The sequence below is a fragment of the Bordetella saccharivorans genome, assembly GCF_045862855.1.
Taxonomy (GTDB): Bacteria; Pseudomonadota; Gammaproteobacteria; order Burkholderiales; family Burkholderiaceae_B; genus Bordetella_A; species Bordetella_A petrii_F.
The window spans coordinates 4,274,205-4,295,635 of record NZ_BAAFZO010000001.1; the positions used below are offsets into that span (position 1 = coordinate 4,274,205).

At 69.5% G+C, this 21,431-nt stretch carries 23 protein-coding genes; 14 read left to right on the forward strand and 9 right to left on the reverse strand.

Annotation, left to right across the window (positions count from 1 at the left end; all coding sequences use genetic code 11):
• The first annotated feature begins 4 nt into the window (after window positions 1-4).
• The 3 genes from ACKTT0_RS20430 to ACKTT0_RS20440 are packed head-to-tail and all read left to right on the forward strand — an operon-like array spanning window position 5 to window position 2,182.
• Entirely contained in the window at window positions 5-706 is a 702-nt protein-coding gene (locus ACKTT0_RS20430) for a PIG-L deacetylase family protein (protein WP_407851600.1), read from the forward strand.
• Window positions 703-1,563, forward strand: coding sequence for a glycosyltransferase family 2 protein (locus ACKTT0_RS20435; protein WP_407851601.1), 861 nt, complete (start codon window positions 703-705; stop codon window positions 1,561-1,563). Before ACKTT0_RS20430 ends, ACKTT0_RS20435 begins: the two co-directional genes overlap by 4 nt.
• A 16-nt stretch (window positions 1,564-1,579) precedes the next feature.
• Entirely contained in the window at window positions 1,580-2,182 is a 603-nt protein-coding gene (locus ACKTT0_RS20440; protein WP_407851602.1) for a hypothetical protein, read from the forward strand.
• Between the two features lie 9 nt (window positions 2,183-2,191).
• Here the strand turns inward: ACKTT0_RS20440 and ligD are convergent, their stop codons facing one another.
• Both ligD and ku read right to left on the reverse strand, forming a co-directional pair.
• On the reverse strand, window positions 2,192-4,735 hold the full coding sequence (ligD, locus tag ACKTT0_RS20445; RefSeq protein WP_407851603.1) for a DNA ligase D: 2,544 nt from the start codon (window positions 4,733-4,735) through the stop codon (window positions 2,192-2,194).
• A 6-nt stretch (window positions 4,736-4,741) separates the two neighbouring features.
• Window positions 4,742-5,674 (reverse strand): non-homologous end joining protein Ku, encoded by a 933-nt coding sequence (gene ku / locus ACKTT0_RS20450; protein ID WP_094806745.1) that lies wholly within the window; start codon window positions 5,672-5,674, stop codon window positions 4,742-4,744.
• A 174-nt stretch (window positions 5,675-5,848) separates the two neighbouring features.
• Between ku and ACKTT0_RS20455 the strand changes: the two genes are divergently transcribed.
• A complete protein-coding gene (locus ACKTT0_RS20455; RefSeq protein WP_094806746.1) occupies window positions 5,849-6,106 on the forward strand; it encodes a hypothetical protein in 258 nt (85 codons plus the stop codon).
• 18 nt (window positions 6,107-6,124) lie between these two features.
• On the opposite strand, the gene ACKTT0_RS20460 is transcribed toward ACKTT0_RS20455, so the two are convergent.
• A complete protein-coding gene (locus tag ACKTT0_RS20460; protein ID WP_407851604.1) occupies window positions 6,125-7,087 on the reverse strand; it encodes a DNA topoisomerase IB in 963 nt (320 codons plus the stop codon).
• A 97-nt stretch (window positions 7,088-7,184) separates the two neighbouring features.
• On the opposite strand from ACKTT0_RS20460, the gene ACKTT0_RS20465 reads away from it, so the two are divergent.
• The gene (locus ACKTT0_RS20465; RefSeq protein ID WP_407851605.1) at window positions 7,185-7,736 is read left to right on the forward strand and encodes a type 1 glutamine amidotransferase domain-containing protein; all 552 of its coding nucleotides are present in this window, start codon (window positions 7,185-7,187) and stop codon (window positions 7,734-7,736) included.
• A 22-nt stretch (window positions 7,737-7,758) separates the two neighbouring features.
• Here the strand turns inward: ACKTT0_RS20465 and ACKTT0_RS20470 are convergent, their stop codons facing one another.
• Genes ACKTT0_RS20470 through ACKTT0_RS20480 form a run of 3 tightly spaced genes read right to left on the reverse strand, consistent with a single transcriptional unit; the run spans window position 7,759 to window position 10,364 of the window.
• A complete protein-coding gene (locus ACKTT0_RS20470; RefSeq protein WP_407851606.1) occupies window positions 7,759-8,472 on the reverse strand; it encodes a CinA family protein in 714 nt (237 codons plus the stop codon).
• 13 nt (window positions 8,473-8,485) lie between these two features.
• Window positions 8,486-9,244, reverse strand: coding sequence for an alpha/beta hydrolase family protein (locus ACKTT0_RS20475; protein ID WP_407851607.1), 759 nt, complete (start codon window positions 9,242-9,244; stop codon window positions 8,486-8,488).
• A complete protein-coding gene (locus ACKTT0_RS20480; protein ID WP_407851608.1) occupies window positions 9,231-10,364 on the reverse strand; it encodes a DUF3182 family protein in 1,134 nt (377 codons plus the stop codon). The genes ACKTT0_RS20475 and ACKTT0_RS20480 overlap by 14 nt, the downstream gene beginning before the upstream one ends.
• 347 nt (window positions 10,365-10,711) lie before the next feature.
• Between ACKTT0_RS20480 and ACKTT0_RS20485 the strand changes: the two genes are divergently transcribed.
• The 9 genes from ACKTT0_RS20485 to ACKTT0_RS20525 all read left to right on the forward strand — a co-directional run bounded on the left by ACKTT0_RS20485 (window position 10,712) and on the right by ACKTT0_RS20525 (window position 18,560).
• On the forward strand, window positions 10,712-11,440 hold the full coding sequence (locus tag ACKTT0_RS20485) for a TerC family protein (protein ID WP_407851609.1): 729 nt from the start codon (window positions 10,712-10,714) through the stop codon (window positions 11,438-11,440).
• A gap of 178 nt (window positions 11,441-11,618) precedes the next feature.
• Window positions 11,619-12,203: an NADPH-dependent FMN reductase gene (ssuE, locus tag ACKTT0_RS20490; RefSeq protein ID WP_407851610.1), complete on the forward strand. Its 585-nt coding sequence runs from the start codon at window positions 11,619-11,621 to the stop codon at window positions 12,201-12,203.
• A gap of 16 nt (window positions 12,204-12,219) precedes the next feature.
• On the forward strand, window positions 12,220-13,173 hold the full coding sequence (locus tag ACKTT0_RS20495) for a sulfonate ABC transporter substrate-binding protein (RefSeq protein ID WP_407851611.1): 954 nt from the start codon (window positions 12,220-12,222) through the stop codon (window positions 13,171-13,173).
• A 27-nt stretch (window positions 13,174-13,200) separates the two neighbouring features.
• Window positions 13,201-14,373, forward strand: a complete 1,173-nt coding sequence (gene ssuD, locus ACKTT0_RS20500; protein ID WP_407851612.1) for an FMNH2-dependent alkanesulfonate monooxygenase — start codon at window positions 13,201-13,203, stop codon at window positions 14,371-14,373.
• Window positions 14,373-15,155 (forward strand): aliphatic sulfonate ABC transporter permease SsuC, encoded by a 783-nt coding sequence (gene ssuC / locus ACKTT0_RS20505; RefSeq protein WP_407851613.1) that lies wholly within the window; start codon window positions 14,373-14,375, stop codon window positions 15,153-15,155. The genes ssuD and ssuC overlap by 1 nt, the downstream gene beginning before the upstream one ends.
• Before the next feature lie 24 nt (window positions 15,156-15,179).
• Window positions 15,180-16,079 carry an ATP-binding cassette domain-containing protein gene (locus ACKTT0_RS20510; RefSeq protein WP_407851614.1) on the forward strand — a complete coding sequence of 300 codons (900 nt, stop codon included), beginning with the start codon at window positions 15,180-15,182 and terminating at the stop codon, window positions 16,077-16,079.
• Window positions 16,080-16,108: 29 nt separating this feature from the next.
• On the forward strand, window positions 16,109-16,324 hold the full coding sequence (locus ACKTT0_RS20515; RefSeq protein WP_407851615.1) for a TOBE domain-containing protein: 216 nt from the start codon (window positions 16,109-16,111) through the stop codon (window positions 16,322-16,324).
• A 15-nt stretch (window positions 16,325-16,339) separates the two neighbouring features.
• Complete coding sequence (locus ACKTT0_RS20520; RefSeq protein ID WP_407851616.1) at window positions 16,340-17,455, forward strand: LLM class flavin-dependent oxidoreductase; 1,116 nt, start codon at window positions 16,340-16,342, stop codon at window positions 17,453-17,455.
• Between the two features lie 22 nt (window positions 17,456-17,477).
• Window positions 17,478-18,560, forward strand: a complete 1,083-nt coding sequence (locus tag ACKTT0_RS20525) for an LLM class flavin-dependent oxidoreductase (protein WP_407851617.1) — start codon at window positions 17,478-17,480, stop codon at window positions 18,558-18,560.
• A gap of 77 nt (window positions 18,561-18,637) precedes the next feature.
• Here ACKTT0_RS20525 and ACKTT0_RS20530 read toward each other — a convergent pair whose 3' ends face one another.
• The 3 genes from ACKTT0_RS20530 to ACKTT0_RS20540 are packed head-to-tail and all read right to left on the reverse strand — an operon-like array spanning window position 18,638 to window position 21,251.
• Complete coding sequence (locus tag ACKTT0_RS20530; protein WP_407851618.1) at window positions 18,638-19,402, reverse strand: ABC transporter ATP-binding protein; 765 nt, start codon at window positions 19,400-19,402, stop codon at window positions 18,638-18,640.
• Window positions 19,378-20,220: an ABC transporter permease gene (locus ACKTT0_RS20535; protein WP_407851619.1), complete on the reverse strand. Its 843-nt coding sequence runs from the start codon at window positions 20,218-20,220 to the stop codon at window positions 19,378-19,380. Before ACKTT0_RS20535 ends, ACKTT0_RS20530 begins: the two co-directional genes overlap by 25 nt.
• Window positions 20,217-21,251, reverse strand: coding sequence for an ABC transporter substrate-binding protein (locus ACKTT0_RS20540; protein ID WP_407851620.1), 1,035 nt, complete (start codon window positions 21,249-21,251; stop codon window positions 20,217-20,219). The genes ACKTT0_RS20535 and ACKTT0_RS20540 overlap by 4 nt, the downstream gene beginning before the upstream one ends.
• Window positions 21,252-21,431 lie beyond the last annotated feature (180 nt).

Genomic DNA, 21,431 nt, shown 5'->3' on the forward strand with positions numbered 1-21,431 from the left:
CAGCATGGACTTGTCCGGTAGCGTCGTCGCGATCTCGCCGCATTTCGACGATGCCGTGTTCAGCTGCGGCAACTTGCTGGCGGCACGGCCAGGCAGTACGGTGCTCACGGTTTACTCGAGGGTGCCGGGCAGCGCCACGCCGGTGCCGGAGTGGGACCGGCGCTGCGGCTTCGAGCGCGCCGACCAGGCGGTGCTGGCGCGCCACGAAGAGAACCGCGCCGCCTTGGCGGTGCTGGGCGCGCGCGGCCTCGGCCTGGACCTGCTGGACGACCAGTACGGCGGGCCGCGCGCCGAAACCGGGCGGCTCACGGGCGCCCTGGCCGCCGCGCTGAACACCCTGGCGCCCGACGTGGTGCTGCTGCCGCTGGGATTGTTCCATCGCGACCACTTGCGCGCCTCGGATGCTGCGCTCACGGTCTGGCATTTGTTCCGCGACGTCATGGATACCGCCTGGCTCGCGTACGAAGAGGCGCTATACCGCTGCAAGCCCGGCCTGGTGCAAGCGCGACTGGCAGAACTGCGGCGGCGCGGCGTGCTTGCCACGCCACTGGGCGGCCCCGGGCCCGCCGACACCGAGCGCAAGACCCGGGCAGTGGCGGCGTACGCCAGCCAGCTCGGGGCGCTTGGCCTGGTGCCGGGCAAGGGCGACGATGCCGCGCCGGAGAGGTACTGGCGGCTGCAGCTGGCGGAAGGGGAACGAGAGTGACCGGCCCGGCTCGCGTGTCCATCGTGGTGCTTACGCACAACCGGCGCGAGGAGTTGATGCGCACGCTGCAACGGCTGGCCCGCCTGCCGGGCCGGCACCCCGTCATCGTGGTCGACAACGGCAGCACGGACGGCACGGCGGACGCGGTGATGCGGCAATTCCCCGGCATGGAACTGGTGCGCGCGCCGGCCAACCTGGGCGCCGCCGGCCGCAACCTGGGCGTGCGCGCGGTCGGCACCGAATATGTGGCGTTCTGCGACGACGATGCCTGCTGGGAGCCCGGCGCGCTGGAGACCGCGGTGCGGATCATGGACGCCACGCCGGAGATGGGCGTGCTGGCCGCCCGCATTCTGGTGGGCGAACAAGGGCGTCCCGACCCGGCCTGCGGCGTCATGGAGGAAAGCCCCTTGCCGGAACAGCCCGGCGTCGGGCCGGGCCTGCTGGGGTTCATGGCGGGCGCCTGCGTCATGCGCACCGAGGCCTTCCGCCGCGCCGGCGGCTACTGGCCGCCGCTGCACATCGGCGGCGAGGAGCACCTGCTGGCATTGGACATCCTCGAGCATGGCTGGCGCATCGTCTACGCGCCGGCCGTATGTACCCGTCACTGGCCGTCCACGGCCCGCGACGCGCCGTTGCGGTGTCGCTTGCTGGCCCGCAATGCCGTGTGGACGGCCTGGATGCGCCTGCCCGCCGGGATGGCATGGCGCGCCACGCTGCGCGAGTTCCGCCTGCAGCCCACCGCGCGCGCGCGCCTGCGCCTGGCGCGCGACGTGAGCCGGGGGCTGGCCGCCGTGCTGGCGCGCCGCCGCGTGGTGTCGGCCCGGGTACGCGAATTGCTCGCCTGCGTTCAGCATTGATGTCTCAGGAGGCTATATGTCATTGATTGTTGCAGCCCGCTTCCAGACCTTCGACCAGGCCGAAGCGGCCGCGCGCAGCCTGTTCGGCGCGGGCTTCCGCGACGAGGATATACATACCTTCTATGTGAACATCGCCGGCGAGCATGCCCGCTATCCGGTCGGAGGCGACCGCAAGGCCGATCCCGATTCGCGCGGCGCCTCGGTCGGGGCGGTGGTGGGCGCCGCGGCGCTGGGGATCGCGTTCGCGCTGGTATGCGCCGTCGTCGCCTGGCAGATCGATCCGTCGGCCATCGCGGTCACGGCGGCCGGCGGGGTGGGCGCGTACATCGGCGCGCTGGCCGGCGCGCTGTGGGTCACCGGGCAGGGGCGGCGCCTGCGGCGCGGCACGTGGGCCCGGGATGTCCATCCCGAGGTGCGCCAGGCGGGCGTGCTGCTGGCCGTCCACATCGCGCCCGACCAGGAAGGCCGCGCGGTGGCCCTGTTGCGCGAGGCGGGCGGGGTGGATGTCGAGCGCGCCAACGGCCGCTGGATGAACGGCAAATGGGAGGACTTCGATCCCCTCACGCCGCCGCAGCGCGAGCCGGGCCAATCCGCCCCCGCGCGGGCGCGGCAGGCCTGAGCGCGCCGGTCAGCGCCCCAGCCGGGCCACCATGCGCGGGCCCAGCGTGCGCCGGCGCGACGCATAATCGCGCCACGGATCGGGCCCGGATTGCAGCGTCTCTAGCGCGTTGCGGATGTTGAAGACCGCGCCGCGCAAGTCGTTGCGCTGGTCCAGGGCGTCCCAGGAAATCGGCATGGAGACCGGGGCGCCGGCCCGCGCGCGCACGGCGAAGGCGGCCACGGCGGTCGCGCCATTGCCGTTGCGCAGATAGTCCACGAAGATCTTGCCGCGGCGCCGCGCCTTCGACATGTTGGCGGTGAAGTCGGCCGGTGATTCGCGCGCCAGTTGCACGGCCAGGGCCTGCGCGAACGCCTTCACCGTGTCCCAGGGCTGGGTCGGCCGCAGCGGGGCGACCACGTGCAGCCCCTTGCCGCCGGTGGTCTTCAGGAACGGCACCAGCCCGACATCCTCGAGCAGGGCCTTGGCGCGCCGGGCGCCTTCGACTACAGCGCGCCACGATACGCCCGGGCCGGGATCCAAGTCCAGGGTGATGCGGTCCGCCTTGTCATGGTGCGGGGCGCGCGCGCCCCAGGTGTGGAATTCGATGGCGCCGTACTGCACCAGGGCGAGCAGCCCGGCGACCGACTCGATGATCAGGCCGGTATCGTCCGCCGCCACGCCGTCGGGCAGCGCCGAACTCAAGTGCTTCTGGAAGAAGCAGGTGGCGTCGGCGCCTTCCGGACAACGCAGCAGCGCCACGCGCCGGCCTTCCAGGTGCGGCATCATGTGCGCGCCGATGGCCTCGTAGTAGCGCGCCAGGTCGCCCTTGGTGGTGTCCGGCTCGTGCAGGACCACGCGGTCCGGATGGGTGATGGTCACGCCGGCATGGCGGCTGCGGGTCTTGGCCACGGACTCTCCTTGGGCGGCGCGCGGCGCCACCTGATCGACCGGCCGGGCGATCTCGGCCCCCGCCTGGCTGGCCGGCTTGTCTTCGCGCAGGCCCAGGAACACGGCCTGGCGCAGCAGTTTATCGCGCGTCCAGCCGGCATAGCGTATTTCCGCCAACAGTTCCGGTTGCACCCACGTGATGTCGCGCTGCGCCGCGCCGTGGAAACGCTGTCCGGAGCGGGGCGCTTGCGCAAACGGACTGGTGGCGCGGCGCAGGGGACGCAGGCGGCGGGCCAGCATGTCGAGCGTGCGCGAGTCGAACCCGGTGCCGACCCGTCCGGCATAGTCCAGGCGCTTGCCCTGGCGCAGCCCCAGCAGCAGCGAACCCAGGTGCGAGCGCGAGCCCGCCGGCGCGGTATAGCCGCCGATCACGAATTCCTGGCGGGGCTGGCATTTGAGCTTGAGCCAGGTGCTCGACCGCCCGGCGACATACGCGGAGTCCAGGCGCTTGCAGATCAGGCCCTCCAGGCTGAGGCGGCAGGCCTCGGTCCAGGCCGCCGCCCCTTCGGTGTCGTCGGCGACTTCGAGGCGCTGCGTCAGCAGCAGCGGCGCATCTTCGGGCAGCTCGGCCAGCAATGCCTCCAGCATGGCCTGGCGCTCGGCCAGGGGCAGGCGGCGCAGGTCGCGGCCGTTCCAGTAGGGCAGGTCGAAAGCCACGAAACGCAGGCCTTGTCCATCGCCGTCCAGCGCGTTCTGCAATGCCTGGAAATCGGAGATACCGCGCTCGTCCAGGCAGACGACTTCGCCATCCAGCCAGCCTGCGCCGAGTTCCAGGCGCCCCAGCGCCTCGGCCAACGGTTTCATCCGGGTGGTCCAATCGTTGGCGTTGCGGCTGGCCAGGCGCGCCGTGCGCCCTTGCAGCGCGCACATGATGCGGTAGCCGTCGTACTTGATTTCATATGACCAGCCGGAGCCGCTGGGCGGGCGGTCGACCAGGGTGGCCAATTGCGGCGCGAGATCGCGCGGCATGGCGGCGGCGCGGCCGGGAGGCCGCGTCTTGGCGCCGGACTGGCGCGCCGCCTTGGCGCTGGCGCCGCTTTTGCGCGCCGTGGCCGCCTTGCGCGGCGCGGCGCGCTTGCGCGGGCGGCCGGCGGCGGCCGGCGCGCCCGCCTCGGCATCGTCGCCCGGTACAGTATGCGCGTCGTCGAGCTTGCGCAGCAGCCACTGGTCTTCCTCTTTGCTGATCCGCAGCAGCACCCAGCCGCCCTGCAGCCGCCCACCTTCCAGTTCAAAGCGCAAATGACCGCGCGCGAGGCCTCGCGCCGGATCGCCAGAGGGCTTCCAGGTGCCGCTGTCCCAGATATCGACATGGCCGGCGCCGTACTGGCCCTTGGGGATGTCGCCTTCGAAGCCGCCGTACTCGAGCGGGTGGTCCTCCACATGCACCGCCAGGCGCTTGACTTCGGGATCGCGCGATGGCCCTTTGGGCACGGCCCAGCTGACCAGCACACCATCCAGTTCCAGGCGGAAGTCATAGTGCAGGCGGCGCGCCTGGTGACGCTGCACGACGTAGGCAAGCGGCTGGTCGCGCGGCCGGCGCGCGCGCGCCGCGCCGGCCGGCTCGCCGGTCGAGCTGAAATCGCGCTTGTCGCGGTAGCGGGTCAGCGACCGGTCCACGGCCATGCCCCGTCAGGCCGCCTTGCGGCGGCTGCTGGCCGCGCTGCTCTTGCGCGCGGCCGTCTTGCGGGCCGGCGTCTTGCGTGCGGTCTTGCGCGGCGCGCGCTTGGCTGCCTTCTTGGCCGTCTTCTTGGCCGGCGCGGCCTTGCCGTCGCCGCCGCGGCGCTCGATGCTCTGCTTGAGCATCGACATCAGGTCGATGACCTTGGCCGAGCCGCGCGGCGCTTCCTCGCCCGGTTCGGCCAGTGCGTGGGTCTTGCCCGATTCGATCTTGCGGTCGATGGCGGCGAGCAAGTCGTCGCGGTATTCGTCACGGTAGCGCTCGGGATCCCAGCTTTGCGTCATGTCGTCCACCAGGCGCAGCGCCATCTCCATTTCGCGGGCGCCGGGCGCGTGCTCCTTGCCGTGCGGCAGGTTCAGGTCGTCGGCCGCGACGATCTCGTCCGCATAGCGCATGGTGATCAGCATCAGCGCATCCCCCAGCGGCAGCAAGGCCGCCAGGTACTGCCGCGTGTGCAGCACTACCTGGGCCAGCCCCAGCCGGCCGCTTTTGCGCAGCACTTCGCGCAGCAAGACATAGCCTTTCTCGCCGCGCCGGTCCGGCGCCAGGTAGTAGGGCGTGTCGAAGTAGTACAGCGGCACCTCGGCCGCCTCGACGAAGTCCAGCACATCGACCGTCTGCGTCGCGGCCGTGTTGGCCTGGCGGAAGTCCTCGTCGTTCATGAAGACATATTCGCCTTTTTCGTATTCGTAGCCCTTGACGATGTATTCCGCATCGATGGCCTTGCCGGTGCGCTTGTTGATGCGCTGGTAGCCTACCGGCGCATTGTCGCGCCGGTCGATCCAGTCGAAGTCCAAGCGTCCCGAGCGCGCGGCGGCGTATACCACCACGGGAACATGTACCAGGCCGAAGGTGATGGCGCCTTTCCAGACTGTACGCGGCATATTCGCTCCTTGCGGGCCGCCGGCCGGGAGCCGCGCGGCGCGTGATCTGCCGGCTCGCCAGCAATTTCCGGACCCGCCTCGCCGCGATGGCATCTCTGCTTGCAAAATGCGCGACAAGGTCGCATTTCGCGGCGTGCCGGCGTACTACCATGCATATATGGTCAGGAGAATCCCATGACGACACGCAAACCCGCCAGACCCGCCCCGGCGCGACAAGCGGCCCATCGCGCCGACGCACCGGAAGGCGGCAAGATCCTGCCGCCGCGCGATCCTGTGGATGTGCCGCGCCAGCCGCCCAGGCCGGACGCCAGTACGCCGGACGAGGCCGCCAAGGACAGCCGTCCCGTGCGCGACAATCGCGACGACTCGAACTGGGCCGACGGCTCCAAGCCGCGCCCGCACGCCAAGAATACGCGCACACATTTGCTGTAGCCCGGCCGCCGCACCCCGTCAGCCGGCGCGTAGGAAATGCCACAGGCGCCGCTCGTCGGCGTTGAGCCCGCGCGGGCCGGCGGGCGCCGCGCCGCGCGGCGGCAGGCGCGCTTCCTGGTAGGCCGCCAGGATGGCCGGATGGATATAGCAGCGGCGGCATACTGCCGGCGTGTTGCTCAGGCGCCGCGCGACCTGCTTGACGACCTCGACGATGACGCGCCTGGCTTCGGTTTCGCTGGCGGCCGGCTGTCGCTGCAGCAGCGCGAACGCCATGACCGAGCCGGCCCATGTGCGGTAGTGCTTGGCCGTGAAGGCACCGCCGCCTGCCTGTTTCAGATAGGCATTGACCAGTTCCGAGCGGATGGCGCGCGGCTCGCCGTCCGCGTCGCGGTAATGGAACAGCTCCTGGCCGGGCAGGTCCAGGCAGCGCTTGACCGTGCGTGCGATGCGCGCGTCCGTCACGGTCACGTCGTGCGCCACGCCGCTCTTGCCGGTGAAGCGCAGCCGCAGTTTGTCGCCGGCCACCGCGGTGTGGCGGCGCTTCAGGGTAGTCAGCCCATACGAGCCGTTGGCGCGCGCGTATTCGCGGGTGCCGATGCGTATCAGGGTGATTTCGAGCAGGCGCACCAGCACCGCCAGCACCTTTTCCTGGGATAGCGCGTGGCGCGCCATGTCGCGCGCGACTTGCCTGCGGATGCGCGGCAGGCGGGCCGCGAATGCCGCCAACTGGTCGTACTTGCCGGAATCGCGCAGCGCGGTCCAGTCGGGATGGTAGCGGTATTGCTTGCGGCCCCGGGCGTCGCGGCCGGTGGCCTGCAGGTGGCCGTCTGCCCGGGGGCATATCCAGACATCGGTATAAGCAGGCGGAATGGCCAGTGCGTCGATACGCCGGATCACGTCCCGGTCGACGATGCGCCGTCCGCGCGTGTCGAAGTAGTGAAACCCGCCCGCGCGGCTGCGCCGCCGGCTGTAGCCCGGCATGCGGTCGTCGACACAGACCAGGCCGGCTTCGCCAGGCGCCGGGTACGCAGGTTGCTGCGCTTCAGGTTGTTGCGAAGCTGTGGATACGGAGGTTTTTATGGAAGGTTCCCTGAAAGATCTGACCGTGGCTATTCTGGCGGTGGACGGTTTCGAGCAAATCGAGCTGACCGGCCCGCGCGACGCGCTGCAGGCCCAGGGCGCGCGCACGGCGTTGATCTCGGCCCGGCGTGAGCCCGTGCAGGGCATGCACCACGACCGCAAGGCGGACCGGTTCGATGTCGACCTGAGCTTCGCGGAGGCCCAGCCCGGCGATTTCGATGCCGTGCTGTTGCCGGGCGGCGTGGTCAACGCCGATGAAATCCGCACGCACCCCAAGGCGCGCGAATTCGTGCGCGCCATGCACGAGCAGGACAAGCCGATCGCCGTGATTTGCCACGGGCCGTGGCTGCTGGTGTCGGCCGACCTGGTGCGCGGCCGCACCCTGACGAGCTGGCCGTCGCTGCAGGACGACCTGCGCAACGCCGGCGCCCAGTGGGTCGACCAGGAGGTCGTCGTCGACGGCAAGCTGGTCAGCAGCCGCAAGCCGGACGACATCCCGGCCTTCAACCGCGAAATGCTGCGCGTCTTCCAGGCAGCGGCGGCCCGCTGAGCCGGGCAGGGCGCGGGCCATGCTATGAGCGGCGCGCGCCCGCGCCACGATTGCGCTGGCTCTGCTGGTCCTGGCCCGATCCGACCTGGGTGGCGTGGCCGTCCTTCTTCGATCGGTTCTGGGCGTCGCCGTGGCTTTTCTGCGCTTCGCGCGGGGTGTCGTCCCGGGTGGCGGGAGAAGGCTGGGATTGCGATTTCATGGTGGTGGGCTCCTTGGCCGGCTGCGCAGGAGCAGGAGGCTCGCCGGCTTGCCAGGCCTGGTAGTAATGAGGCAGGCGGGACAGCGCATAGCGCGCGCTGGCCTGGCGGATGGCATTGCGGCCGCCGGAAAACCGGCGGGTTTCGGTATAAACCGTGGGGCGCGCATCGGCCCCGCCGGCGCGGAACAGCCATGCGTAGCACTGGGTTCCGGGTGCGATGCCGTCGGCCGTATCGTCGGTGACGCCTGTATTGGCAATGGCGACCGACGCGGGGCTGAGGCGGCTGGCTCCCAGCGCCATCGCGCGCGCCACCGCTTCGCTGGTGAGGTTGCAGCGCCGCAGGAGGCCGGCGTCGATGCCCAGGCAACGGATCTTGGCCTGCGGGGCGTAGGTGACGAATGCGCAATCGAGCAGTTCGCCGGCGCCCGGCACATCGGCCAGCGTCGCGGCAATCAGGCCGGCCGTGCAGGATTCGGCGGTCACCAGCACCAGCGAGTGTTCGGACATGAAGCGGGCAACGCGTTCGACTTCGTTCATGGCGGATGCTCCGTTAGCGCGCGGCCTGTTCGCCGCCGGTGCGGGCGCCGACGATCATTTCCGTGGCCCAGTTCAGCAGGATGGACGTATAGGATCGTTGCGCCGACTTGTCCGTCAGGGCATGGTCGGCGCCGTCGACGATGCGATGCGTCATCGAATGCGCCTGCCGGAATGCAGAGCGGTAGTTCATGATGGTGGAATGGGGAATGAACGCATCATGCTCGGACTCCACAATCAGCACGTCGCCTGTAAAAGCTTCGCAGGCCGCCAGGGCGCGGTTTTCGTCCGGGCCCACCCGGGTCAGGCGATAGGCCTGCAGGCTCTCGCGGCTCAACGAGCCCTTGGGACGGTCCCATTCCTCGTCGCGATACAGGGCCGGCACGTGCAGCGCCAGCCACTTCACCGGCCGCAAGGTCGACAGGATGGCGGCCAGGTAGCCACCGTAGCTGCTGCCGACCACCGCCACCTCGCTGGCGTCGATGGCGGGGTGCCGCAGCAGGCAGTCGTATGCCGACACCACGTCGCGCAGGTTGTCGGCGCGCGACACGCGCGAGCGTTGTGCCTCGGTGGCGGCATGGCCGCGCAGGTCGAAGGTCAGGCATACGCAGCCCAGACCCGCGATGCTGCGGGCGCGCACCAGGTCGAAGGCCTGGCTGCCGCCCCAGCCGTGCACGAACAGCACGCCGGGGATCTTCGCTTCGGGCGCCAGGAACGTGCCCGACAATTGCTGGCCTTCGACCGGGATGGCGATCGATTCGCTATGCGTCGCCATGCCCCACCACTCCTGCCGATTTGGCGATGCGGCCGACCGCCGGATCATCGTCGTCGAACACGATGCTGGCGCCCGCGGGATGGGCCTGTCCGACGCCGTAGCTTTCGGTGGTGCGCGCGCGCACCCGCGGCAGGGCCGGGTTGTCGCGCAGGGCTTCCAGCGCGCAGATTTCAGCCATGCTGGCGCCGCCGGCCCGCCACGACTGCTCCAGCACGCCGCAGCGGCAGTCACCTCGCGGGCCGCGGCCTTCGGCCACGTCATAGTTGCGGCGCGAGGCAAAAAAACCCGCGTAGCAGCTGGCGACCGCGGCATCGTAGCGGCGCGCCAGTTCAATGGCGCGCTGCAAGGCTGCGGGCCAGCGCTGGGCCGCGAGGCTCTCCAGGCCGCCTCGCACGAACAGGATGTCGGAACCGCCGTAGACCGGCTTGCCAGCGTTGTCACGGGTCAGGCGCTGGGTTCCCACATAGCTTGTCGCCATGCCCGGCAACCGCACCGTGCCGACACTATAGGTGGTGACCGCGTCGAGATGTTCCTCCAGGACCAGCCCGCAGCGCGCGATGTCGTCGGCATTCTGGGCCCGGATCGCTTCCTGCAGTTCCGCGGCATCCCGCACGGTGCGCTGGCCACGGCCCGCCGTGGCCTCGACCGGCTTGATGCGAACGGGACCGGCGCGCAGCAGCAGATGGCCGGCCAATTGGGCATCCTCCAGGGAAAATACGGTGTACCCGGCCAGCACCGCACCTTGCAGGCGCGCCTGCAGCCGCGCCGACCAGCCGGCCGGCGGCGCGGCGCGCGCATCGGGCGGCGTGGGATGGGTAATGGCCTTGGTGGACACAAAATCGTAGGGCACCACACCGCCGTAGAGGTCGGCCTCGCTGCCGATTCCCAGGCGGCTTGCGGCTTCGGCGCCCAGCGTCATGGCCGGCACGTAGTAGAGGCGCTGTCCGCCAGGCGGGCGGCCGGGCGGCTCGTAGTCGACGTCGCAAGCGCAGCCCAGCAGCCCCGCCAGCCGCCTGGCCAGCTCCTGGTGGCTGGCGGTTTCATGGGCGGATGCGCCTAGCCGGCGCGGATAGGCGACGACCAGACCGGGGCGGGCGACGGCATCGGGTGAACGGGACATGGACGGCTTTGCAAGAATCGGACGTTTCCCGCTACGCACGCCGCGTGCCTGACAGGTTCAGCTGTTCACCCAGCGCATGAACCACGCCAGCAAGGCCAGCAGCAATGCCGCCACCGCCCATACCCGGGCGATTTCCCAGATCCTCTTCAGTCCCCGATTTTTCATCTGCAACTCCCTGTTTTTAATGGGAAAAAATTCCCGCCACGACTCCATGAAAGCGCGTGGGACGCAGGTTTCATGCCTGTTGGGGCAAGGGTGCGAGGAAGAAAGAAGTTACAGCGCTGTTCAGCTTGCTGTAAGAAATGCTAAAACAGCGGTTTCGTCTTACTTGTCACCACGGAGATTGCATGCTCGAGTTTTTGCAGACCCTTAGCTGGGCCGCCGTTTTCCAGATCATTCTCATCGACATCCTGCTGGGCGGCGACAACGCCGTGGTCATCGCGCTGGCCTGCCGCAACTTGCCGCCCAAGCAGCGCATGCAGGGCATTCTGTGGGGCACCGCCGGCGCCATCGGCCTGCGCGTGGTGCTGATCGCCTTCGCCCTGACCTTGCTGGCCATTCCGTACCTGAAGATCATCGGCGCGCTGCTGCTGCTGTGGGTCGGCGTCAAGCTGCTGATCCCGGAAGAGGATGCCCATGGCAACATCCAGGGCGCATCGTCGATCTGGGCGGCCGTCAAGACCATCATCGTGGCCGACTTCGTCATGAGCCTGGACAACGTCATCGCCATCGCCGGCGCGGCGCAGACCGCCGACCCGTCGCACCAGATCGGCCTGGTGATCTTCGGCCTGGTGGTCAGCGTGCCCATCATCATCTGGGGCAGCACGCTGGTGCTCAAGCTGATCGACCGCTATCCGCTGGTGGTGACGTTCGGCGCGGCACTGCTGGGCTGGATCGCGGGCGGCATGCTGGTGACCGACGTGGTGATCGTCGAGCGCTTCGGCGAAGTCTCCGGCGCGATGAAGATCGCCGCGGAAGTGGTGGGCGCGCTGCTGGTGGTCGGCCTGGGCCGGCTGTTCGCCGCGCGCAAGAAGGCCGCCGCCCCGGCGCCGCAGGTGAGCCGCCAGGAAGGCTGAGCCCGCGCGCCATCGTCGTGCCGCACGCCGGCACGGCGCCGTACAACGCCTTCGGGCATTGCGCGGCGCCGTGCCGGTTTTTTTTTGGGGCGCATAACCACATATCGACTAAGTATTTTTCAGGCGTCGCGCGCCGATGACAGAATCGGTCCGTTCCATTGCACGGACGATTTCGACCATGACGATCCTGATGCTGGCTGGCAGCCCTTCGCGGCAGTCGCGTTCTTCGGCCTTGCTGCGGTATGCGGCGCGGCGCCTGGCCGCGCGCGGGCTGGCCAGCGGCGAACTGGGCCTGCATGACCTGCCGGCCGAAGACTTGATCGAAGGGCGCCACGACGGAGTGGCCGCCGCTTCGCTGCGCCGGCGCGTCGCCGCGGCGCAGGCGCTGCTGATCGCGACGCCGGTCTACAAGGCTTCGTTCGCGGGCGGCCTGAAGGCCATTCTCGACTTGCTCGACGAAAAGGCGCTGGCCGACAAGATCGTGCTGCCAATCGCCACTGGCGGTAGCAGCGCGCACCTGCTGGCGGTGGAATACGGCCTCAAGCCCGTGCTGTCCGCGCTCGGCGCGCGCCACATCCTGGCTGGCATATACGCCACTGACCGGCAGGTAGCCGTGCAAGGCGAGGAGGTAGCCATCGACGGCGACGTGCGCTTGCGGCTGGATACCGCCGTCGACCACCTGTGCGGCCATCTGGCGAGCGCGCCGCCGGCGCAGGGCTACGACTTGGGGTACCTGGCCTTGAAAGCGCGATTCAGCATCTGACCCGGAGCCTCGTCCCATGGCCGCTACACCCGCTCGTTTCCTGCGCCGCGCCGCCGCGTTGTGCCTGGCATGGCTGGCCATCGCGCCGGCGCTTGCCCAGGACGCCGCGACCCTGCGCATCGGTTTCCAGAAATACGGCACGCTGACCATCCTGAAAGCGCTCGGAACCCTCGACCAGGCGCTTGCCGCGCAGGGCATCGCGGTCAAGTGGACCGAGTTCCCGGCCGGTCCGCAGCTGCTCGAAGGCCTGAATGTCGGTTCCATCGATTTCGGCACCGTGGGCGAATCGCCCCCCATCTTCGCCCAGGCCGCCGGCGCGCCGCTGGTATACGTGGGCAACGAACCGCCGGCGCCTGACAGCGAAGCGATCCTGGTGCCGCGGGACTCGCCGATCCGCGCGGTGGCCGACCTGAAGGGCAAGAAGGTCGCGCTGAACAAGGGCTCCAATGTGCATTATCTGCTGGTCAGACTGCTGCAGCAGGCCGGCGTCGCCTACCGGGACGTGAGCGTGGCCTACCTGACGCCGGCCGATGCGCGCGCGGCGTTCGAGCGCGGCGCGATCGACGCCTGGGTCATCTGGGATCCGTTCCAGGCAGCGGCCGAATTGCAGCTGGGCGCCCGGGTGCTGGCCGACGGCAAGGACGTGGTCAATAACTATCAGTTCTTTCTCGCCTCGCGTGCCTACGCGGACCAGCATCCGCAAGTGATCCGGACCGTGCTGGAAGAAATCCGCAAAGGCGACCTGTGGGCGCGCGAGAACCCCAAGGAAGCCGTCGACCTGTTGCAGCCGGTGCTGGGGTTGGAACGCGCGGTAGTGGAACTCGCGGCGCGGCGCCTGGCGTATGGCGTGCAGCCGGTCACGCGCGAAGTGTTGGCCCATCAGCAGGACATCGCCGATACCTTCCACGCGCTCCGGCTCATTCCCCGCAAGGTGGACGTGTCGCAGGCCGCGCCGGCCAATCTTCCATAGCCGCTCTCATCTCATCCGGAATCCCGCATGAATGTCTTCTGGTTTATTCCTACGCACGGCGATTCGCGCTACCTGGGCACCACCCACGGCGCCCGCGCCGGCAGCCATGATTACTTCCGCCAGGTAGCCGTGGCGGCCGACACGCTGGGCTACGACGGCGTGCTGCTGCCGACCGGCCGCTCCTGCGAAGACGCCTGGGTCGTGGCCTCGAGCCTGATCGGCGCGACCCGGCGGCTCAAGTTCCTGGTCGCCATCCGCCCGGGCGTCAGCTCGCCGCAGTTCGCGGCGCGCATGGCGGCGAGCTTCGATCGCATGTCCGAAGGCCGGCTGCTGATCAACGTGGTCACCGGCGGGGACCCGGCCGAACTGGAGGGCGACGGCCTGTTCGTCGACCACGATGAGCGCTATGCCATCACGGCAGAGTTCCTGCGGATCTGGCGCGGCATCCTGCAGGCCAGCCACCAGGGCGGGGCGTACAGCCACGAGGGCCGCTGGCAGGTGTCCAGGGGCGGCAAGGTCATCTACCCGCCGGTGCAGTCGCCGTATCCGCCGCTGTATTTCGGCGGCTCGTCGGAGGCGGCCCACGAGCTGGCGGCCGAGCAGCTCGATGTCTATTTGACCTGGGGCGAACCGCCGGATGCGGTTGCCGCCAAGCTGGCCGACATGCGCGCCCGCGCGGCGCGCCGCGGCCGCACATTGAAATTCGGCATCCGCCTGCACGTAATCGTGCGCGAAACCGAGCAACAGGCCTGGGCAGCCGCCGACGACCTGATCCGGCACCTGGACGACGATACGGTGGCCGCCGCGCAGGCGGCGTTCAGCCGCATGGATTCGGAAGGGCAGCGGCGCATGGCCGCCTTGCATGGCGGCCGCCTTGGCGATGCGCGCGGCGGCAGGGCGCACCTGGAAATCGCTCCCAACCTGTGGGCCGGCGTCGGCCTGGTGCGCGGCGGCGCTGGCACGGCGCTGGTCGGCAGTCCGGAAATCGTGGCCAGGCGCATGCGCGAGTACGCGGACCTGGGGATCGACACTTTCATCCTGTCCGGTTATCCGCACCTGGAAGAATCGTACCGTTTCGCCGAGCTGGTGTTCCCGCTGCTGCCCGGCAAGGCGCCAGCGCAGTCCGGGGCGGGGCTGCTCAGCGGCCCGTTCGGCGAGGTCATGGCGACCGGCCTGGCGCCCGCCAGGGCGGCGGGCTGATGGCGCGCCTCATGGCCGGCGGCTGGCGGCAGCGCGCCTTGCCCTGGCTGGTGCCGGTGGCGGTGCTGGCATTGTGGCAATGGTCGGCACAGGCCGGCTGGCTGTCTTCGCGCATCCTGCCCGCCCCATCGGCAGTGGCGCGCGCCGGCTGGGAGCTAGCGGCGTCGGGCGAGCTATGGGAACACCTGCGCGTCAGCGCGCTGCGCGCGTCGTGGGGCCTGCTGCTGGGCGGCGGGCTGGGCCTGGCGCTGGGGCTGCTCAATGGGGCGTCGCGCCTGGCCGAGACGCTGCTGGACACCAGCCTGCAGATGGTTCGCAACATCCCGGTGCTGGCGCTGATCCCGCTGGTGATCCTGTGGTTCGGCATCGAGGAGGCCGCCAAGCTGTCGCTGCTGGCGCTGGGCGTGTTTTTCCCCATGTACCTGAACACCTTCCATGGTATCCGCTCAGTCGATCCGGCGCTGATCGAAATGGGGCGCTCCTACGGGTTGGGCGGCTGGCGCCTGTATCGCGACGTGATCCTGCCGGGCGCGCTGCCCGCGATCCTGGTGGGGCTGCGCTTCGCGCTGGGGCTGGTGTGGGTGATCCTGATCGTCACCGAGACGATCTCGGCCCAATCTGGCATCGGCTACATGACCATGAACGCGCGCGAATTCCTGCAGACCGACGTGGTGCTGCTGGGCATCCTCCTGTATGCGCTGCTGGGCAAGCTGGCGGACCTGTGCGCGCGCGGACTGGAGCGGCGCCTGTTGCGCTGGAACCCCATGTATCGCGCGGCCTGATGCCGCGACAATGGAGAGCCGGGCATGTTCGTCAACCTGAATGAATTCGAGTATCTGCAATACCTGGATGGCGCTCGGCGCGAGCCTTCGCGCGAGGATGCGCCGCCGCCGGCCCCGGCGCGCGCGGGCGTGCGCATCGGCCTGCGCGGCCTGTACAAGCACTACGGCGCGCGCACGGTGCTGGACGGGCTGACGCTGGACGTCGCGCCTGGTCAGTTCGTCGCGGTGGTGGGCCGCAGCGGCTGCGGCAAGAGCACGCTGCTGCGCCTGCTGGCGGGCCTGGAGCCGCCCGCGGCAGGACCCGATGGCGCCGGCGACCCGGCCGCCGCGATCCGCCTGGACGGGCACGTGCCAGCGGACGCCGGCGAGCAGGTGCGCATCATGTTCCAGGACGCCCGCCTGCTGCCCTGGCGTCCGGTGCTGGACAACGTTGCCATCGGGATGCCGGCCAGCGCGCGCGGCGCGGCCGCGGCCGTGCTGCGGCAGGTGGGCCTGGGCGAGCGGGGCGCAGAATGGCCCGCGGCGCTATCGGGCGGGCAAAAGCAGCGCGTGGCGCTGGCCCGCGCGCTGGTGCACCGGCCCGGCCTGCTGTTGCTGGACGAACCGCTGGGCGCACTGGATGCGCTGACCCGCCTGGACATGCAGCAACTGATCGAAGACCTGTGGCGGCGCGACCGCTTCACTGCGGTCCTGGTGACTCACGACGTCGAGGAGGCGGTGGCGCTGGCCGACCGCGTCCTGGTGATCGACGCAGGCCGCATCGTGCTGGACCAGCCCGTGGCGCTGGCCCGGCCACGCCGCCGCGGCGCCGCCGCCTTTGCCGCGCTGGAGGCGCGCGTGCTGGACGCCGTGCTGGGGCGCGGCGTGCCGGCGCCGGCATTGGCGCCCGTTATTCCCATCGGCCGCCTGAGGCTGGCCGTCTAGCACCGCCCATCACTGCAAGGAGCATCGCCATGAGCATTCAATCCATCAACGCGCGCAACCAGTTTCGCGGCCGCATCAAGGAAATCATCCTGGGGCCGGTATTGTCGGAGGTCGACGTGGACACGCCGGCTGGCACCGTGACTTCGGTGATCACCACGCGCTCGGTCAAGGAACTGGACTTGCAGGTCGGTTCCGAGGTCTTGGCCTTCGTCAAGGCGACCGAAGTCTCGGTGGCGAAACTGTAGACGGGCGGGGTCGATGTGAGCATCGAACTCAATTGGTACCTGCCGTCGCACGGCGATTTCCATGGGCTGGCCAATAACCAGCTTGGCAGCCCGCACGGGCACATGCGTCCCAACAGTCCCGCATACCTGAGCGATGTCGCGCGCGCCATCGAGTATGCCGGCTTCAATGCCGTCCTGATTCCCACCGGTCCTACCTGCCACGATGCCTGGGTGGTGGCGGCGGCGCTGTCGCGCGCCACCACGCGGCTGAACTTCCTGGTCGCTTTCCGGCCCGGTTTCGTGCTGCCGGCGGTCGCCGCGCAGACGGCGCAGTCGCTGCAACGGCTCACCGGCGATCGGCTGTTGTTGAACGTGGTTACCGGCGGCAGTTCGGCGGAGCAGCGCGGCTATGGCGATTTCCTCGACCATGACCAGCGCTACGCGCGCACCGGCGAATTCCTGGAGATCGTGCGCCGCCTGTGGGCGGGCGAGCGGTTCTCGTATGAAGGCACGTACTATCGGTTGCGCGATGCCCACTTGCGACGACGGATGGAGCGAGTGCCGCCGATCTATTTCGGCGGTGCCTCGGCCGCGGCGGAAGCCGTCGCCGCGCGCCACAGCGACACCTATTTGTTCTGGGGCGAACCGCCGGCCATGGTGCGCGAGCGCATTGCATCAGCCGACGAGCTGGCCGCCGTACATGGCCGCAAGCTGCGGTATGGCTACCGGGTACATGTCATCGCGCGCGATACCGAGGCGCAAGCATGGGCCGAGGCCGAACGCCTGCTGCGCGAGGTCTCCCGGACCGATATCGAAAACGCGCAACGCCATCTGCGGCGCAGCGAGGCCACCGGCCAGGCGCGCATGGCCAGCCTGCATGCGGGCCGGCCGCCCGATCGCGCGCGCGACCTGGAGGTTTATCCGAACCTGTGGGCCGGCGTCGGATTAGTGCGCGGCGGCGCCGGCACGGCACTGGTGGGCAGTCACCAGCAAGTCGCCGAGCGCATCGAGGAACTGCACGCCGCGGGCCTGGACAGCTTCATCTTCTCGGGCTATCCGAATCTGGAAGAAGCGTTGCGCTTCGGCGAGGCGGTGGCGCCTTTGCTCAAGTCACGGCAACCCGGACCCTTGCGCGCGGCGGCCGGGCGCTGACCCTTGCAATGGAGTACCTGGCATGTCTATTGAATTCAATTGGTTTCTGCCGACTAGCGGCGACGGCCGGCATCTGGTCGACAACACCAGCGTGGCGGGCGTGCGCGAGGGGGGCCAGCGAGAACCGCGCCCGGATTATCTGGTGCAGGTTGCGCGCGCCGCCGAGGCCGTCGGCTTCCATGCGGTGCTGATGCCCACCGGCGCAGCGTGTGAAGACGCCTGGCTGCTGGCTGCAGCATTGGCCCAGGAAACCGCGCGGCTGAGGTTCCTGGTCGCGCTCCGGCCCGGGCTCGAGCTGCCGGCCTATGCGGCACAGAAGGTCGCGACCCTGCAGGCGTTCACGGCAGGACGGCTGCTGCTTAACGTGGTCACCGGCGACGACCAGGACCAGCAGGAGGCATACGGGGATTTCCTGCAACATGACGAGCGCTATGCCCGCACCGCCGAATTTCTGCAAGTAGCGCGCCGTATGTGGGATGGCCCGGGGCAGGACTTCGACGGCCGGCACTACCGCATCGACGACGGCGGCTTGCGCCGGCCCCTCGAACAGGCGCCAGCGGTGTATTTCGGCGGAGCCTCGGCGCCGGCCGAGCAGGTGGCGGCACGCCATGCCGACGTTTATCTGCTGTGGGGCGAGACGCCCGCCATGGTGCGCCAGCGGCTGGAGCGGATGGCGCAGCTGGCCGGCCGCCAAGGCCGCCGGCTGCGCTTTGGCATGCGCCTGCACGTGATCGCGCGGCGTAGCGAAGATGAAGCGTGGGCCGAGGCCGACCGCTTGTGGCGCGGCGTGGCGCCGCAGGCCATCGAGCGGGCGCGCGCCGTACTGGGAGCCAGCCAGTCGGTCGGCCAGGCGCGCATGCCGGGGCTGCATGCAGGCAAGACGGTGCGCACCGTGCGCGACCTCGAAGTGGCGCCCGGACTGTGGGCGGGCGCAGGATTGGTGCGAGGTGGCGCGAGCACGGCGCTGGTGGGCGATTACGAGCAGGTGGCCGTGCGCCTGCGCGAGTACCGCGACCTGGGCGTCGATACCTTCATCTTGTCCGGCTATCCCAATCTGGAGGAAGCCTGGCGTGTCGGCGAGAACGTGTTGCCCCGGGTTCACTAAGCCGGCCGGCGGCAGTGTGGCGGACACCCGGCATCAACCCCGCCCGTGTCGGCGAGGTTCATGCCGGGTGTCCGCGTTCAGGCCGCGGCGCGCCGGGGTTGCGCGGCCGCTTCGTCGACACCCACTCCCAGGCTGGCCAGCAGGTGCGCGCGCAGCTCGGCGGCCTGGGTTTCGCGGCGTGGATGGCTGGCCGGCAAATCGACTTGCAGGTCGACACTGAGTCGGCCTTGATCCAGGACCAGAATGCGCTCGGCCAGCTGGATGGCCTCGTCGACGTCGTGCGTGACCAGCAGGACGGCCGGCCGATGGTGCTGGCACAGTCGGCGCAGCAGCGCATGCATGCGGATGCGCGTCAGTGCATCGAGCGCGCCGAAGGGCTCGTCGGCGAGCAGCAAGCCAGGCGCGCGCGCCAGTGCCCGGGCCAGCGCGACGCGCTGCTGCTCGCCGCCGGACAGTTCGCCGGGCCACGACAGCTCGCGCCCGGCCAGGCCGACCTGGCCGAGCACTTCGCGCGCACGCGCCGCCGCGCCGGCGCCATCGAGGCCGAACGCGACATTGTCCAGCAAGGGTTTCCAGGGCAGCAGCCGGGCGTCCTGGAATACTACCGACAGCCGCTCCGGCACGTGCAGGGCGCCTGTCCCGCTGGCTTCGTGGTCCAGGCCGGCCAGGGCCCGCAGGAAAGTGCTCTTGCCAGAGCCGCTGCGGCCCAGGAGCGCGACAAATTGACCGGCCCGGATATCCAGGTCGATGGCGTCCAGCACGATGCGCGAGCCGAAGCGGCGCGTCAGGCGGCGCACGGTCACGGCGGGCGAGGCAGTCAATTGTCCAGTGTCTTGCGCCATCTCAGCACCTTTTTCTGCAGTACCCGGACCAGGGCGTCCGACGACAGGCCCAGCGCTGCGTACAGCGCCAGTCCCACGATGATGATTTCGGTCTGCCCGTAAGTACGCGCCAGTTCGATCATGTATCCGATGCCGCGGGTGGTATTGACCTGCTCGACCACCACCAGCGCCAGCCACGACGAGGTGACCGCGAAGCGCAGGCCCAGCAGGAAGCCAGGCAATGCGCCGGGAAAGATCACATGCCGGATGAACTGCCCGCGGCCGACCCCGAGCGTCTGCGCCAGTTCCAGATAGCGGCTGTCGATACTGCGCAGGCAATCGTGCGTCTGGATGTAGATCGGTACGAACACGATGAGCGCGATGGTCGTGATCTTCATGCCTTCGCCGATGCCCAGCCACAGCATCAACAGCGGTATCAGGGCCAGGGTGGGGATGGCGCGCTTGATCTGGACCGGTCCGTCTATGATGTACTCTCCGATGCGGCTCAGGCCGGCCACCAGGCCCAGCAGGCCGCCCGCCAGCACGCCCCAGAACAGGCCCTGCAGCGCGCGCCACAGCGACGTCTCGAAGTTGTCCCAGAGCCGCCCTGACGCCGCCAGTTCGGCCGCGGTGCCGGCCACGACCCAGGGTGGCGACAGGGTGCGGTGGTCGATCAGGCCTGTGTACGAGCCCAGCGTCCAGATCGCCAGCAGCAGCAGCGGGCCAATGGCCGACCCGTAGCGCCAGGGCCGGCCCAGGGCCAGCCGCGCGACGGGCCGCCGCGCGACCCGCTCAGTGTCGGGCGCCAGAACGGCGGCAAGGATCGGCGCCTGGCTCATGGTGCCTCCAGCGCGCCTGCTGCCACCGCTTCATAGCGGCGGTCAAACAGATCTTCTGCATTGAGGCGCGGCTTGCCCGTCTCCCTGGCCAGCAGGTCGATGGTGGCCTGCTGGCGCGCGATTACTTCAACCCAGCTGGCGGGAATATCCGGCTCGCCGGCTGATTGCACCAGGTGGCGGCCGTCCGCCGGCGATAGCCCTTGCTGCTCTACGTAGTAGCCACGGATCCATTCGTCCGGATGTTCGTAGATCCAGCGCGCTGCGCGCGCCCATGCCCTGACGTATTCGCGTGCCGCGGCGGCCTTGGCGGGATCGTCGAATACCGATTGCAGGCCGTACAGGTACCAGGGGTCGTCGCGCAGGCCGTGCGGGAGGAGGCGCGCGCCATCCTTGCCGTAGTTCAGCAAATAGCGAGGCTGGTTCGCCTCGGCGATCGGCGCGGCATCGACCAGGCCGCTGGCCAGCGCGCTGACATAGACGTCGCCGGTGCTGGGCATCTCTACCAGCGTGACATCGCGCTGCGTCAGGCCGGCTTTCTCCAGGACCCGCAGCACCAGCGCGCCCTGGGCCTGGCCTGGGCTGTAGGCGATCTTCTTGCCGCGCAGGTCGGCTATGCTGGCGATGCGCGCGCCGGGTGCGATGCCGAGCTTGTAGATCGGATGATTGAGCGGATCACGGCGAAAGCCCGCCGCGACGATCTTGACCGGCAGGCCGGTCCACGTGGCATGGATAGGCGGGATATCGGCAACGGCGCCCAGGTCCAGCGCGCGCGAACGGAATGCCTCGGTGGTGCGGGGCCCGCCGCTGATATTGGCCCATTCGATCTTGAACGGCAGCCTGGACAGCTCGCCCGACAATTCCAGCGCACGCTGGGTTTTCGGGTCGCCGATGCGCAGTACAGTGCCGGGCGGCACCGTGTCGGGGATCGCATGCTGCGCGGCCTGGGTCGTGGCGCACAGCGCGGCTGCGGCCAGCAGCAGGGCCGGGCGCCAGCGGCGCGCACCGATCATGATGAACGCAAGCGATGTCATTGTGGCAGAACCTCCGGGAGAATGCGGACCACTGTTGGCGCCATGCCGGCCCGCGTCCAGCCATTCTGTCGGAATGCAGGGACGCCACAAACGGTTTAATCTTCATATTGTTATGACGGCCGCAAGCCGTGCCGCGCGCGGTTCGCCAGGCATTTGCTCATGCCTGGCGCAGGCTTGACG

Excerpts from the sequence above, each read along its gene's own strand:
- ACKTT0_RS20430 (WP_407851600.1), top strand. The coding sequence starts at position 5 with ATGGACTTGTCCGGTAGCGTCGTCGCGATCTCGCCGCATTTCGACGAT.
- ACKTT0_RS20440 (WP_407851602.1), top strand. The coding sequence starts at position 1,580 with ATGTCATTGATTGTTGCAGCCCGCTTCCAGACCTTCGACCAGGCCGAA.
- ligD (WP_407851603.1), bottom strand. The coding sequence starts at position 4,735 with ATGGCCGTGGACCGGTCGCTGACCCGCTACCGCGACAAGCGCGATTTC.
- ku (WP_094806745.1), bottom strand. The coding sequence starts at position 5,674 with ATGCCGCGTACAGTCTGGAAAGGCGCCATCACCTTCGGCCTGGTACAT.
- ACKTT0_RS20455 (WP_094806746.1), top strand. The coding sequence starts at position 5,849 with ATGACGACACGCAAACCCGCCAGACCCGCCCCGGCGCGACAAGCGGCC.
- ACKTT0_RS20460 (WP_407851604.1), bottom strand. The coding sequence starts at position 7,087 with ATGCCGGGCTACAGCCGGCGGCGCAGCCGCGCGGGCGGGTTTCACTAC.
- ACKTT0_RS20465 (WP_407851605.1), top strand. The coding sequence starts at position 7,185 with ATGGAAGGTTCCCTGAAAGATCTGACCGTGGCTATTCTGGCGGTGGAC.
- ACKTT0_RS20470 (WP_407851606.1), bottom strand. The coding sequence starts at position 8,472 with ATGAACGAAGTCGAACGCGTTGCCCGCTTCATGTCCGAACACTCGCTG.
- ACKTT0_RS20475 (WP_407851607.1), bottom strand. The coding sequence starts at position 9,244 with ATGGCGACGCATAGCGAATCGATCGCCATCCCGGTCGAAGGCCAGCAA.
- ACKTT0_RS20480 (WP_407851608.1), bottom strand. The coding sequence starts at position 10,364 with ATGTCCCGTTCACCCGATGCCGTCGCCCGCCCCGGTCTGGTCGTCGCC.
- ACKTT0_RS20485 (WP_407851609.1), top strand. The coding sequence starts at position 10,712 with ATGCTCGAGTTTTTGCAGACCCTTAGCTGGGCCGCCGTTTTCCAGATC.
- ssuE (WP_407851610.1), top strand. The coding sequence starts at position 11,619 with ATGACGATCCTGATGCTGGCTGGCAGCCCTTCGCGGCAGTCGCGTTCT.
- ACKTT0_RS20495 (WP_407851611.1), top strand. The coding sequence starts at position 12,220 with ATGGCCGCTACACCCGCTCGTTTCCTGCGCCGCGCCGCCGCGTTGTGC.
- ssuD (WP_407851612.1), top strand. The coding sequence starts at position 13,201 with ATGAATGTCTTCTGGTTTATTCCTACGCACGGCGATTCGCGCTACCTG.
- ssuC (WP_407851613.1), top strand. The coding sequence starts at position 14,373 with ATGGCGCGCCTCATGGCCGGCGGCTGGCGGCAGCGCGCCTTGCCCTGG.
- ACKTT0_RS20510 (WP_407851614.1), top strand. The coding sequence starts at position 15,180 with ATGTTCGTCAACCTGAATGAATTCGAGTATCTGCAATACCTGGATGGC.
- ACKTT0_RS20515 (WP_407851615.1), top strand. The coding sequence starts at position 16,109 with ATGAGCATTCAATCCATCAACGCGCGCAACCAGTTTCGCGGCCGCATC.
- ACKTT0_RS20525 (WP_407851617.1), top strand. The coding sequence starts at position 17,478 with ATGTCTATTGAATTCAATTGGTTTCTGCCGACTAGCGGCGACGGCCGG.
- ACKTT0_RS20530 (WP_407851618.1), bottom strand. The coding sequence starts at position 19,402 with ATGGCGCAAGACACTGGACAATTGACTGCCTCGCCCGCCGTGACCGTG.
- ACKTT0_RS20535 (WP_407851619.1), bottom strand. The coding sequence starts at position 20,220 with ATGAGCCAGGCGCCGATCCTTGCCGCCGTTCTGGCGCCCGACACTGAG.
- ACKTT0_RS20540 (WP_407851620.1), bottom strand. The coding sequence starts at position 21,251 with ATGACATCGCTTGCGTTCATCATGATCGGTGCGCGCCGCTGGCGCCCG.